The following is a 12,656-nucleotide window of genomic DNA, read 5'->3' on the forward strand; positions in this document are numbered from 1 at the left end:
CATGTACGCGATCGTCGGTCCGTACGTCCTGCTCGCCGCTATCGCCGTCGCGTTGCTCGTCGCGGTCAACCGCGACCTGATATCGACGATCCAGTTCAGGATCATGATGATCGGCGCCGCGGTGCTGGCGCTGGCGTGGTCCGTGTTCCTCGGTGCGGTATGGCGGGAGTACGGATGAATGGCCGGCACGGCTCGCACGCGCTGGCCCTGGATCTCGCTGTTGCTGTCGGCCGCGCTGGTCTGCAATCCGGTCGGGTTCGATTTTCTGCACTCCGCGTTCTTCGCCGGCGAACAGCTGGCGCGGAACATCGCCCAGCCGATCGTGCTGACGGCCCTGGCCATCATGGCCGTGGTGATCGGGCTCGAATGGCTGGTCAGGTCATTGATCGCAAGAAGCCGCGCCCGCGGCGTCACACGTTGAGTTGAACGGGAGCCGCCATGGCCGACACATCCTTTGACGTCATCATCATCGGCTCCGGCCCCGGCGGCTACGTGACCGCGATCCGCGCCGCGCAGCTCGGTTTCAAGACCGCGATCGTCGAGAAATCCTATCTCGGCGGCATCTGCCTGAACTGGGGCTGCATCCCGACCAAGGCGCTGCTGCGCTCCGCCGAGATCTATCACTACATGCAGCACGCCAAGGATTACGGCCTGTCGGCCGACAACGTCTCGTTCGATCCGAAGGCGGTGGTGCAGCGCTCGCGCGGCGTCTCGAAGCGCCTCAATGACGGCGTCGGCTTCCTGATGAAGAAGAACAAGGTCACGGTGATCTGGGGCGAAGCCACGATCGATGCCCCCGGCAAGATCACGGTGAAGAAGTCGGCGGTCGAGGCGCCAAAGGGCGCCAGCGGCGAGGGCACCTATCAGGCCAAGCACATCATCGTGGCGACCGGCGCGCGGCCGCGCGTGCTGCCCGGGCTCGAGCCCGACAAGAAGCTGATCTGGACCTATTTCGAGGCGATGGTGCCGGAGCGGATGCCGAAGTCGCTGTTGGTGGTCGGCTCCGGCGCGATCGGCATCGAGTTCGCCTCGTTCTTCCACACCATGGGCGCCGACGTCACCGTGGTCGAGGTGCTGCCGCAGATTCTCCCGGTCGAGGATGCGGAAATCGCAGGGCTCGCCCGCAAGCGGTTTGAGAAGATGGGGATCAAGATACTCACCTCGACCAAGGTGACAAAGCTCGAGAAGAAGGCCGACAGCGTGGTTGCGACCATCGACGACGGCAAGGAGAAGCCGCAAGCGGTGGAGTTCGAGCGCGTGATCTCGGCGGTCGGCGTGGTCGGCAATATCGAGAATCTCGGGCTGGAGAAGCTTGGCGTCAAAACCGATCGCGGCTGCATCGTGATCGACGGCCTCGGCAAGACCAACGTTCCCGGCATCTATGCGATCGGCGACGTCGCGGGACCGCCGATGCTCGCGCACAAGGCCGAGCATGAGGGCGTGATCTGCATCGAGGCGATCAAGGGCCTGCATCCGCATCCGATGGACAAGCTGATGATCCCGGGCTGCACCTACTGCAACCCGCAGGTCGCCTCCGTGGGCCTCACCGAGGCCAAGGCCAAGGAAGACGGCCGCGAGATCCGGGTCGGCCGCTTCCCGTTCGTCGGCAACGGCAAGGCGATCGCGCTCGGCGAGGACCAGGGCCTCGTCAAGGTGATCTTCGACAAGAAGACCGGCCAGCTGCTCGGCGCCCACATGATCGGCGCCGAGGTCACCGAGCTGATCCAGGGCTACGTCGTGGCGATGAATCTGGAGACCACGGAAGAGGAACTGATGCACACCGTGTTCCCGCATCCGACCTTGTCGGAAATGATGAAGGAAGCGGTGCTCGACGCCTACGGGCGGGTGCTGAATATTTGAGTGGCCGAATTCAGCTCGTCATGCGCGGGCTTGACCCGCGCATCCATCAAGCGAAAGCTTTTTTGCAAGATGGATCGCCGGGTCAAGCCCGGCGATGACAAGCGGAAAGAGCCGTTGACGCAAGAAGCCTGAGAAAGAACAGAGCCAGTGAAAGACAACGACAACCTCACCATCGAACGCCCGACTTTCGTCACCCATCTCGAATGCGCGATGGAGGGCGATCATTATCCCGCCGACCAGGTGCACAACCTCTCCAAGGCCGGCAAGCCGCTGCTGGTGCGCTATGACCTTGCCGGGGTGAAGAAGGCGCTGACGAAGGACGCCCTGGCGCAGCGTCCCGCCGATTTGTGGCGCTACCGCGAGCTGCTGCCGGTGCGCAAATGCAAGGATATCGTCAGCCTCGGCGAGGTCACGACGCCGCTGATCCGGCTGCCGCGGCTCGGCGCCAAGCTTGGCGGCGGCGAGATCATTGTGAAAGATGAAGGCCGGCTGCCGACCGGCTCGTTCAAGGCACGCGGCCTGGTGATGGCGGTGTCGATGGGCAAGGCGCTCGGCATCAAGCACATGGCGATGCCGACCAACGGCAATGCCGGCGCGGCGCTGGCGGCCTATGCGACCTCCTGCGGCATCAAGACCACGATCTTCTGCCCGGCCGATACGCCGGAGGTGAATGTCAGCGAGATCGAGCTGCAGGGCGCCACCGTCTATCGCGTCAACGGCTATATCGATGACTGCGGCAAGATCGTCGGCGAGGGCAAGGCGAAGGTCGGCTGGTTCGATACCTCGACCCTGAAGGAGCCGTACCGGATCGAGGGCAAGAAGACGATGGGGCTTGAACTTGCCGAGCAGCTCGGCTGGGACGTGCCCGACGTGATCTTCTACCCGACCGGCGGCGGCACCGGCCTGATCGGCATGTGGAAGGCGTTCGACGAGCTCGAGAAGATCGGCTTCATCGGAAGCAAGCGCCCGCGCATGGTCGCGGTGCAGGCCTCCGGCTGCGCGCCGATGGTGCGGGCCTATGAGGCCGGCACCGAGCACGCCGCGCGCTGGGAGGACGCCCACACCATCGCCTCGGGCATCCGCGTGCCCCAGGCGATCGGCGACTTCCTCATCCTGCGCGCGGTGCGCGAGAGCAAGGGCTTTGCGATCGCCGTCGATGACGACAAGATCAGCGCCGCCCTCAATGAGGTCGCGCGCGAGGAGGGGCTGTTGCTGTGCCCCGAGGGCGCCGCGACCTACGCCGCCTACAAGGAGAGCCTCGCCGACGGCCGTGTCAGCAAGAGCGACCGCGTGATGCTGTTCAACTGCGCCAGCGGCCTGAAATACCCGCTGCCGCCGATCACCCGCACGCTCGACCGGCACAAGCCGATCGACTTCTCGCAGTTCTGACGCCTCATCCGAAGGGCCATCTTGTCGAGAGGTGGCCCTTCAAAAATAATTGGAAACAAGAAAATTGAGGGAGAGCGTGATGCGGAAGCTGGTTCTGGCCGTGTTGGCGATGTTGGCGTTAACGGGGAACGTTTCCGCGGAAACCTATCCGACGCACCCGATCACCATCGTGGTGCCGTTTGCCGCCGGCGGTCCTTCGGATGCGATGGCACGCATCCTCGGCGAGCGCATGAAGCAGTCGCTCGGTGAGGTGCTGCTGATCGAGAACGTGACCGGTGCCGGCGGCTCGATCGGCGTCGGCCGTGCGGTGCGCTCGGCGCCCGACGGCTACACCATCTCGTTCGGCCATCTCGGCACCCATGTCGCCAACGGCGCGATCTACAAGCTCGGCTACGACCTCGTCACCGATCTCGAGCCGGTGGTGCTGCTGCCGAGCAACCCGATGATCATCGTCAGCAAGAACGCCGTGCCGGCGAAATCGCTGAAGGAGTTGCTGGAGTGGCTGAAGTCGCGGCCGGCGCCGCCGACCGCGGGCACCGCCGGCGCCGGCAGCGGCAGCCATATCGCCGGGCTCTATTTCGAGAACGTCTCCGGCATCAAGCTGCAATATGTGCCGTATCGCGGCACCGGGCCGGCGCTGAACGACCTCGTCGCCGGCCAGATCGACATCATCGTCGACCAGACCTCGAACTCGATCAACCAGGTCCGTGCCGGCAATATCCGCGCCTATGCGGTCACCGATTCCAAGCGGGTCGCGAATGCGCCTGACGTTCCGACGGTCGACGAGGCCGGCCTGCCGGGCTTCCACATGACGCTGTGGTCCGGCCTCTGGGTGCCGAAGGGTACCCCGAAGGAGATCGTGGCCAAGCTCAATGCCGCTGCGGTCGAGGCGATGGCCGATCCGGCCGTGCAGAAGCAGCTGGAGAATTTGGGCCTGCAGATGCCGCCGAAGGATCAGCTGACGCCGGAAGCGCTCGGCACCTGGCAGAAGGCGGAAATCGCAAAATGGTGGCCGATGATCAAGGCCGCCAACGTGAAGGTGGATTGAACCGCGCTCTCTCCGCGTCGTCCCGGCCCCCGTACGCAATTGCGCACTAGGCCGGGGCCACGCTGGATTATTGCGACGGCATTGCCTCAGCCGGCGCCGCGTTGCTCTCCTGCGTCACGACGCGCCCGTCGTTCTTAGCCACCGCCGTGCCGGCGTCCTCGAACCGCGCCTGGTAGACCGCGAAATTCTCCATCACACGCTGCACGTAGTTGCGCGTCTCGGAGATCGGGATCCGCTCCACCCAGTCGACCGGATCGACCTTGGGATCGCGCGGGTCGCCATAGGCCTTGATCCAGTCGCGGACGCGGCCGCGGCCAGCGTTGTAGCCGGCAAAGGTCATGATGTGGCAGTTGCGATATTCCGACAGCAACGCGCTGAGCTCGGCTGCGCCCATCTGGGTGTTGTAAACGGGATCGGACACCATCCGGCTCCAGTCATAGCTGACGCCGAAGCGCTTGGCGGTGTCACGGCCAGCTTCCGGCGTCACCTGCATCAGGCCGACGGCGTTGGCCGCCGACTTGTCGCGCTGGTCGAACGCGCTTTCGGTACGCGCGATCGAGTAGGTCATGCTGCGCCCGATATCGGGCGCGATCGGCATGTGCTTGGGAATGCCGATCACCGGGAAAGCGTAATGGTCGAAGGCAAAGCCGCGCGCGAGCGCGATCTTGCCGATCTGCAGCATGGCGCGGGCATCGTTGCGGCGGCCGGTCAGCTCGCCGAGCGCTTCGAGCATCCCGACATCGGTGCTTTCCTCGGCGAGATCGGCGGCGAAATAGAGCACGACGTCGGGCTCGCCGATCGCATAGAGCATATCGGCGGCGCGGACGCGCTCATCCGCCGCCATGCTGCCGGCGCTGGCGGCCGGCGAGGGCGCGCGCAGCTCGACGCCACCATCACGGCCGAGCCTGGCCAGCGCGAGCTGACCGTAATAGGCCGTCGGGTAGCGCGCGGCGGCCTGGTAGTCGGCCCGCATCGCCGCGGAATTGCCGAGAGCCTCGGCGGCGCGGCCGCGCCAATAGGCGGCGCGCGCCAGCACGGTCGGGTTGGTCTGGCCCTCGTCGATATGCGCGAAGTGCGCCGCGGCGGTCTTGGCGTCATTGAGATAACGCAGCGCGATCCAGCCGCGCATGAAGTGCATGTCGGAGCGGTAATAAGGATTGTCCGGCGCCGCCGCGGGCCGGATCACGTCATAGGCCGCTTGGTACTCGCCCTGGTCGAGCAGCTTGCGGGACAGGATGCGGCGCTCGCGCCACCACTGGTCGGTGTCCTGCTGCGCCATCGTCTCGGGCTCAGCCGCGATCGTCACGCGCGCGGCTTCGTCGACCTTGTTCTTCGCAAGCAGCCACTGAATTCGGCACAGCGTGTAGCCGAGATCGCGGCGGGCATCGGCCGGCACATCGTTGAGCGTGTCCTCTGCCTTGCTGGATTGTCCGCGGACCGCGCCGCAGGCTTTCACGATCGCCAGATCGTCGCTGCCGAGCCGCTGCGCCGCGCGCCTCGCGCCGGCGAGATCCTTGGCGCCGATCCGCTTGTCCATGCGCGCCCGATGGTCGTCGCGCGTCAGCAGGTCCTTGAACGCATCATAGGCGTCGCTCTCGGTGCGATCGGACAGTTCCTCCGAGCGCCAGGCTTCGCGCATCAGCCGGGTGGCGCCGTCGCGGTCGCCTTCAGCCAGCAGCGTGCGGGCGAGCGCGAACTTGCCCTTGCCGCTGATCGGCTGATCGAGGGTGAAGCCGTGCACCGTGGCCGGATCGCTGCGCTCCTGCCAGATCCGCGCTTCGGCGCGCTTGCGCAACAGCGTGACGCTTGGCCAGTCCGGATTGGCCGTCACGAATGCCGCATAGCGGCTGAACGGCGCGCTCGATTCCGAGTGGCGCAGCAGATACCACTCGACGAGTTTTCGCCCGACCGGGTCGGTGATCCTGGCCTGGATGTCGGTCGCATCGCTGGTCTTGCCTCTGCGCGCGGCGAGGATCGCATCCTTGATCGTGGCGAGATCGCCCGACAATTGCGGCCCTGCGGGCTTCTCCGGCTCGGGCGCCTTCTCAGCGGATTTGGAAGGATCGGATTTGGCCTTCGCGGATTTACGTTTGTCGGCGCCATGTCTGGCGTGCCGCCGCTTGCCGGAGGTGCTCTCGCGCGCGGCCTTGCCGCCATGCGCCTTCTTGTCCCCGTGGCCGCTCTTGGCCTGGTGCTGGTGATGCGGCTTGGCGGTCGCCTGGACCGGAAGCAGCGCGAGCGCGGCGGCGGTGGCGAAGCACGCCAGCGGACGTAGGCAACGGTTCATTCCCTGGTCCCCCCCTGAGAAACCATGAGGCACAACAGAACGCGTCATACGGCGGCACAACCGCCGCAGATTATCACTACCCTCGATTCTCGAGTCTTAATGCAGCTGCAACTCAACAGGGAAAACGCGGCGAAATATGGAATATGGCGTGTGGAACCCGCGGGAACCGGGGTTTTTACGGCGGAAACGGACGGCCGCACCGTGCTTTGACCGGTTCCGCGTGAGTTGTATCGTCGTCGCGAGCGCACGTGGGGGCTGCCGATGTCACTGCCACATCACTTTTCTCGAGCCGGTGCGTCATGACGGCTCGCCTCAGAACGATCCTCGACGGCGGCCGCTATTTCGAAGGCCCGCGATGGCATCGCGGGCGGCTCTGGTTCGTCGATTGCATGGCGCGGGCGCTTCTGAGCATCAGCTCGTCGGGCGAGTTGCAGGAGCATGCTGCGCTGACCGACGGCACGCCGTGTGGTCTCGGCGTCCTGCCTGATGGCGACATCGTCGTGCTGACGATGTTCAGGAAGCGGCTGCTGCGGTTTTCCGATGGAGCGCTGTCGCTCTATGCCGATCTCTCCGAGGTCGCGACCGGCACGATCGACGACATGATCATCGACGGGCAGGGACGCGCCTATGTCGGCGATCTCTGCTTCAACCTGCCGCCGCCGGAGCGCCGCGGTGCGGTCGGCCGGATCATCCTCGTGACGGCCGATGGCAGTGCGCGCGTCGTTGCTGAAGGCTTGCGGTTTCCCAACGGCATTGCCGTCTCCTCCGACCATCGCCGACTCGTCGTTGCCGAAATGGATGGCGCCGGTCTCGCCGAATACGACATCGCGCCGGAACGGCGGCCTGAGCCTGCGCGGGCGGTTCGGCAGCATCAACGATCCCGACGGCATCTGCCTCGATGCCGACGGGGCGACCTGGGTCGCGTCCTTCACGGAAGATGCTTTTGTCCGGATCGATCGCACCGGTGTGGAGCGTAAGCGCATCACGGTGTCCGGCCGCCGCGCGCTTGCCTGCGCGCTCGGAGGCGCGGACCGCAGGACGCTGTTCTGCCTGAGCGCGGAGACGTCCTACGAGGAGCTACGCAAGGGCAGGTCCGCGTCGCGGATCGATGTGGTCGAGGTCGGCTCGCCGGGTGATGGCTATCCCTGACCCGACCGCAGGCGCGTCTCACTTCTTCTTTTTCTTCTCTTTCCTCTTCAGGATATCGGCCTGACTCCTGAAGGCGCGGGCGAGGGAGCGCATCTGGTTGGCGACAAGTGCGTCGGCCGTCGTCAATGCAACCCGCTCCGCGGTCTGCGCCTGCCTGCGAATTGCCTTGGCCATTTTCATGAAGGAACCAATCGCGCCGCGTCGCTCTGGTTCCTGCACGAGCGACTGCGTCTTGATCTCGGGGCCTTGAGTTTCGTTCTTGTTTCGTTCATATTGGCGCGCTCCGGGAGAGTGCTGCCATGGACGACGAGCGAGACCGCGAAATCATCAGGCTGTGGAACGAGCTCCGCCGGCTGCAGCGCGAGGGGCGTCCGACGGCGGTGCTGGTCCGCCGGATCGAGAGGGCGCTCGCGGAACGCGAGCAGGAGGCTGCCTGAAACTACGGTCTGCCGCGTCCTCGCAGCGCGCAAGCGGTCTAGCGCCCGCCGTCCGGCCCCATGATCAGATTCGGCAGCCAGGTCGAGATCTCCGGAAAGAAGCAGAGCAACAGCACTGCGAACATCATCAGCAGCACGAATGGCAGCGTGCCCCAGATCACCTCGCTCAGCGGGATGTCGGGCGCGACGTTGCGGATGACGAAGATGTTGAGGCCGACCGGCGGATGGATCAGGCCCATCTCCATCACGATGGTCATGACGACGCCGAACCAGATGATGTCGAACTCGGCCGCGCGCAGCGGCGGCAGGATGATCGGCGCGGTCATCAGGATGATCGAGACCGGCGGCAGGAAGAAGCCGAGCACGATCACCATCACGAGGATCGCAAACAACAGCTCCCAGCGCGGCAGGTGCATGGCGACGATCGCCTCCGCCGCCGACTGCGAGATGTGCAGATAGCTCATCACATAGGAATAGAGCAGCGACATGCCGATGATCAGCATCAGCATGGTGGACTCGCGGATGGTCGATTTCAGGATCGGCGACAGGTCGCTGGGCGTCCACACGCTGTAGATCACGGCGATCAGCCCGAGCGCCAGGAGGCCGCCGAGGCCGGCGGTTTCCGATGGCGTGGCGTAGCCGCCATAGAGCGCGATCATCACGCCGGTCAGCAGCAGCACGAACGGGATCACGCGCGGCAGCGCGCTGAAGCGCTCGGCCATGGTGAATTCGTCATGCTGCAGGATCGCCGCGTCCTTGCCGGTCGCGTCATAGACGGCGCGGGCCATGGCGTATTCCTTGCGGAAGCGGAACACGGCGTAGAGGCCGAACAGCGTCACCAGCAGCAGGCCGGGACCGATGCCGGCGAGAAACAGCCGTCCCAGCGATTTCTCGGCTGCGACGGCGAACAGGATCATCGTGATCGAGGGCGGCAGCAGGATGCCGAGCGTGCCGCCGGCGGCGATGATCCCCGCGGCAAAGCCGCCGGAATAGCCGCGCTTGCGCATCTCCGGAATGCCGGCCGAACCGATCGCCGAGCAGGTCGCGGGCGAGGAGCCGGCCATCGCCGCGAACAGGGCGCAGGCGAACACATTGGCGACGCCGAGGCCGCCGGGCACGCGGTGCAGCCAGGCGTGCAGCGCCGAATAGAGATCCTGGCCAGCGCGCGATTTGCCGATCGCCGCGCCCTTCAGGATGAACAGCGGGATCGACAGCAGCGTGATCGAGGCCATCTCCTCGTAGACGTTCTGCGTCACCGTATCGAGCGAGGCCGCCGGCATGAAGATCGCCATGAACACGACCGCGACCGCACCGAGCGCGAACGCGATCGGCATGCCGGAGAACATCGCAAACAGGGTGGCAAGTCCGTAGGAGATACCAATACCAAACACGGTCATCGGCGCGCGCCACCCGTCAGCGGAATGATGATTTGCAGGAGGATCTGCACGCAGAGCAGCGTCATGCCCAGCGCCATCAGCACGTAGGGGATGGCGAGCGGCGGCGACCACATCGAGTTGGACACCTGGCCGTCGACATAGGCTTCATGTGCCAGGGTCCAGGACTTCCAGGCGAAGAAGGCGCAGAACGCGAAGCTCGCGACATCGACCAGCCACAGCCTGATGGCGTTGGCGCGCGCCGAGAGCAGCCCGACGAACGCCTCGATGCTGACATGGCCGCGCTGGCTCTGCACATAGGCCGAGGTCATGAAGGTGGCGCCGACCAGGAGGAAGACGGCCGCCTCGTCCTGCCAGTAGTTCGGGCTGTGGAACAGGGCGCGGCCGAGCACGCTGTAGCTCAGGATCACGCAGGCCGCGACCAGAGCGAGCGCGGCGAACACCACGATGATGTTGTTGCAGATGGACAGCGCGCGCCCAAGCAAGGCCACGGGCGTGTTGCCCGCGGCGATGCTTGCGGTTTCGGCCTGATCCGCGACCGGACCATGGATCATGCGGCGACGTCGCTAGCGAGCTTCAGCAGGTTGGCGGCGGTGGCGGTCTTGGCGCCATAGTCCTTCCATGCGGTATCGCGCGCGATGTCGCGCCACTTGCCGACAATGGTTGCATCGAGCGCGCTGACCTTGGCGCCGGCCTTCTCATAGACCTTGGCGACTTCGGTATCGTCGTCCTGCGCCCCCTTGCGGCCGAACGCCTCGAGCTCGGTGCCGACGGCAAGGATGATGTCCTGCTGGTTTTTCGGCAGCTTGTCGAAGATCGCCTTCGACATCATCAATGGCTCCAGCATGAACCAGTAGGAGGCGCCGGCGCCCGAGGTCAGCGATTTCGCGACCTCCTCGAGGCGGAACGAGATCAGGCTGGTGGAGGAGGTGATGCCGGCGTCGCAGGCGCCGGTCTGCATCGCGGCGTAGAGCTCGTTGGACGGCACCGACAGCACGGCGGCGCCGGCGGTCTGCAGCACCATGTCCATCTCGCGCGAGCCGCCGCGCACCTTGAGGCCCTTGGCATCTTCAGGCGCCACGATCGCCCTGGAGCGGCTGGCGACGCCGCCGGCCTGCCAGACCCAGGAGATCAGCAGAATGCCCTTGTCGGCGAGGAAGTCGCTCAAGGCCTTGCCGACCGGCTCCTTCTTCCAGCGCAGGCCCTGATCGTAGGTGGTGACGAGGCCCGGCATCAGGCCGATATTGGTCTCCGGCAATTCGCCGCCGGCATAGGGCATCGGATACAGGCTGAGGTCGAGCGCGCCCTTGCGCATCGCCGAGAACTGCGCGTTGGTCTTGATCAGCGACGAGTTCGGATAGACCTCGGCGGTCAGCTCACCGCCCGAGCGCTTGGCGACCTCGGCCGCGAACATCCTGCACAGCCGGTCGCGGAAGTCGCCCTTGTCGATCGTGCCGCCGGGGAACTGGTGCGAGATCTTCAGCGTGGTCGCGGCATGTGCGGTCCCGATGCCCATCCGCAGGATGGCGGGTGCGGCGAGGGCGGAAGCGAGGACGTGGCGGCGTGTGAGCATTGTTCTCCCCTGAGAGCTTCTTGAGTGGCTGTTAGGCCGGCGCGGAGCTTTAGCTTAGCCGGTCTTCGCGTGAATATTCTCTAGTCTGATAGTTCGAGGCGCCCTGATAGTGCGAGCCGATACGGGGCTGCAAGTCCTGACGTTCAAGTCCTGACGTTCAAGCCTTGCCGTTGTTGCGGTGCACACTGATGCGCGGTGACGCCGCGTCGTCACGCAACCGTCGCGCGACCAGCCGCCGGGCGACCGCAGCCGTGCTGCTTCAAGAATTCGTTATTGGAGGTAACGACGGCCGGCGCAAGTGCGTCGAGTAGAGAGCGGCAAGTCGTCGCGCTCACATTCGACCACACAAGGGATCATCACCATGACCACCAAGACCCGCCTCGGCCTTTCCGCCGTGCTGCTCTCGTTCAGCCTGGCGCTGGCGCCCGCCGCCTTCGCTCAGGACAAGATGGGCAAGGATGACGCGATGAAGAAGGAAGACACGATGTCCAAGGACGCCATGAAGAAGGACGGTGGCATGATGAAGAAGGACGACGCCATGAAGAAGGACGGCGGCGCGATGATGAAGAAAGACGACGGCATGAAGAAGAACTGACTGCCGTCATCGCCCGCTGTCCGCAGGCCCGCCGCTCTGGCGGGCCTGGTTGCGCCTTAGCGCTTCTTCTTGCCGCGCTCCTTGCGTGCCGCGTAGCGGGCATCGCGCTTGGCCTTCTGCTCGGCGAGCAGCGCCTCCTCGCGGGCGGCTTCCTCTTCCTTCTCGCGCGCAATGCGGGCGGCGTCGGCGGCGACGGCCTCTTCCTCGCGGCGCTTCTGCTCGGCCTTTTCGGCCTCACGGGCCTCCTTGGCCTTGGTGCGGCGTTCGGCGATCGCCGCGCGCTCCTCGGCACGTGCCTTCACAGCGGGATCGTCAGCTCCCGGCTGGGCGCGAAACTTGTTGAGGAGGTTTTGCCGCGCCTGCAGGGCCGCTTTCTGGCGGTCGGCAAAACCCGGTTCCTTGAAGCCACTCATAGAGGAAGCCTTGCTGCTTTCTGTTCGGGTGATGGATGGGGTTGGTTCGGCGTTTCAATAAGTGAATGGCGACGAAATTGCCAGTGGTGAACGGAGGGCTGTGGAGCAAGGGAGATATGAGCCAGCGTCAAGCGGCCATCGTTCGCCCCGCGGACGCGTGGTGAGTGGCTGGTCACCAAGGGCTGTTGAACAAGGGCTGTTGAAAAGTTCAGCCGCGCTGGAGGTGCTCGCGTCGTCCGTTACCCAGGACTTTGGCGACCGTCTCGGCGGTCATCGCGCTCCGGTCCGAGGCGCGCTGGGCTTCCAGCCTGTCGCGCGCCCTTTCGACGATCAGGAGGCTGATCAGCCGCTGCCTGCTGCTCTCATCGACAGCCTCCGAGAGCAACTGCCTGTAACGCTGATAGTCGTACGTCGTTGCTTCTTGTTCGCTCATCGGCACGCCCCGCACACGCGCTCCACTTCAGCGAGTAGTCTTTCGCGAGTCGCCCCTGGCGCGCAACGGAATTGCGGT

Annotated in this window: 14 protein-coding genes and 1 pseudogene; 8 read left to right on the plus strand and 7 right to left on the minus strand. The window is 65.3% G+C overall.

Annotation, left to right across the window (positions count from 1 at the left end; genetic code table 11):
• The first annotated feature begins 1 nt into the window (after position 1).
• From J2R78_RS35675 to J2R78_RS35695, 5 genes are all read left to right on the plus strand, one after another.
• Positions 2-178 carry a hypothetical protein gene (locus J2R78_RS35675; protein WP_168858567.1) on the plus strand — a complete coding sequence of 59 codons (177 nt, stop codon included), beginning with the start codon at positions 2-4 and terminating at the stop codon, positions 176-178.
• Positions 179-421: a hypothetical protein gene (locus J2R78_RS35680; protein ID WP_253608515.1), complete on the plus strand. Its 243-nt coding sequence runs from the start codon at positions 179-181 to the stop codon at positions 419-421. It abuts the gene before it with no gap.
• 17 nt (positions 422-438) lie between these two features.
• Positions 439-1,860 (plus strand): dihydrolipoyl dehydrogenase, encoded by a 1,422-nt coding sequence (gene lpdA / locus J2R78_RS35685; RefSeq protein WP_253608516.1) that lies wholly within the window; start codon positions 439-441, stop codon positions 1,858-1,860.
• A 147-nt stretch (positions 1,861-2,007) separates the two neighbouring features.
• Positions 2,008-3,249 (plus strand): threonine synthase, encoded by a 1,242-nt coding sequence (locus J2R78_RS35690; RefSeq protein ID WP_253608517.1) that lies wholly within the window; start codon positions 2,008-2,010, stop codon positions 3,247-3,249.
• A 79-nt stretch (positions 3,250-3,328) separates the two neighbouring features.
• The gene (locus J2R78_RS35695) at positions 3,329-4,297 is read left to right on the plus strand and encodes a tripartite tricarboxylate transporter substrate binding protein BugD (RefSeq protein ID WP_253608518.1); all 969 of its coding nucleotides are present in this window, start codon (positions 3,329-3,331) and stop codon (positions 4,295-4,297) included.
• A gap of 67 nt (positions 4,298-4,364) precedes the next feature.
• Here J2R78_RS35695 and J2R78_RS35700 read toward each other — a convergent pair whose 3' ends face one another.
• Positions 4,365-6,584 carry a lytic transglycosylase domain-containing protein gene (locus J2R78_RS35700; RefSeq protein WP_253608519.1) on the minus strand — a complete coding sequence of 740 codons (2,220 nt, stop codon included), beginning with the start codon at positions 6,582-6,584 and terminating at the stop codon, positions 4,365-4,367.
• A 389-nt stretch (positions 6,585-6,973) separates the two neighbouring features.
• Here J2R78_RS35700 and J2R78_RS45460 point away from each other — a divergent pair.
• A pseudogene (locus tag J2R78_RS45460) lies at positions 6,974-7,733 on the plus strand (SMP-30/gluconolactonase/LRE family protein).
• Positions 7,734-7,751: 18 nt separating this feature from the next.
• Here J2R78_RS45460 and J2R78_RS35720 read toward each other — a convergent pair.
• Positions 7,752-7,952, minus strand: coding sequence for a hypothetical protein (locus tag J2R78_RS35720; protein WP_225161947.1), 201 nt, complete (start codon positions 7,950-7,952; stop codon positions 7,752-7,754).
• Positions 7,953-8,032: 80 nt separating this feature from the next.
• Between J2R78_RS35720 and J2R78_RS35725 the strand changes: the two genes are divergently transcribed.
• Positions 8,033-8,170, plus strand: a complete 138-nt coding sequence (locus J2R78_RS35725; RefSeq protein ID WP_229159944.1) for a hypothetical protein — start codon at positions 8,033-8,035, stop codon at positions 8,168-8,170.
• Between the two features lie 38 nt (positions 8,171-8,208).
• On the opposite strand, the gene J2R78_RS35730 is transcribed toward J2R78_RS35725, so the two are convergent.
• From J2R78_RS35730 to dctP, 3 genes are read right to left on the minus strand one after another with little or no spacing between them, the layout of a single operon-like run.
• The gene (locus tag J2R78_RS35730; RefSeq protein ID WP_092083893.1) at positions 8,209-9,567 is read right to left on the minus strand and encodes a TRAP transporter large permease; all 1,359 of its coding nucleotides are present in this window, start codon (positions 9,565-9,567) and stop codon (positions 8,209-8,211) included.
• Complete coding sequence (locus J2R78_RS35735; RefSeq protein ID WP_200844436.1) at positions 9,564-10,118, minus strand: TRAP transporter small permease; 555 nt, start codon at positions 10,116-10,118, stop codon at positions 9,564-9,566. Before J2R78_RS35735 ends, J2R78_RS35730 begins: the two co-directional genes overlap by 4 nt.
• Complete coding sequence (dctP, locus tag J2R78_RS35740; RefSeq protein WP_253608521.1) at positions 10,115-11,137, minus strand: TRAP transporter substrate-binding protein DctP; 1,023 nt, start codon at positions 11,135-11,137, stop codon at positions 10,115-10,117. The genes J2R78_RS35735 and dctP overlap by 4 nt, the downstream gene beginning before the upstream one ends.
• A 361-nt stretch (positions 11,138-11,498) precedes the next feature.
• Here dctP and J2R78_RS35745 point away from each other — a divergent pair, with 361 nt between their 5' ends.
• Positions 11,499-11,732 carry a pentapeptide MXKDX repeat protein gene (locus tag J2R78_RS35745; protein WP_256558712.1) on the plus strand — a complete coding sequence of 78 codons (234 nt, stop codon included), beginning with the start codon at positions 11,499-11,501 and terminating at the stop codon, positions 11,730-11,732.
• 56 nt (positions 11,733-11,788) lie between these two features.
• On the opposite strand, the gene J2R78_RS35750 is transcribed toward J2R78_RS35745, so the two are convergent.
• Together J2R78_RS35750 and J2R78_RS35755 are read right to left on the minus strand one after the other, a co-directional pair.
• On the minus strand, positions 11,789-12,145 hold the full coding sequence (locus J2R78_RS35750) for a DUF6481 family protein (protein WP_253608522.1): 357 nt from the start codon (positions 12,143-12,145) through the stop codon (positions 11,789-11,791).
• Between the two features lie 208 nt (positions 12,146-12,353).
• On the minus strand, positions 12,354-12,578 hold the full coding sequence (locus tag J2R78_RS35755) for a hypothetical protein (RefSeq protein WP_057016542.1): 225 nt from the start codon (positions 12,576-12,578) through the stop codon (positions 12,354-12,356).
• Positions 12,579-12,656: the final 78 nt, after the last annotated feature.

It is taken from the genome of Bradyrhizobium sp. USDA 4538 (genome assembly GCF_024171045.1).
Lineage (GTDB): Bacteria > Pseudomonadota > Alphaproteobacteria > Rhizobiales > Xanthobacteraceae > Bradyrhizobium > Bradyrhizobium australafricanum.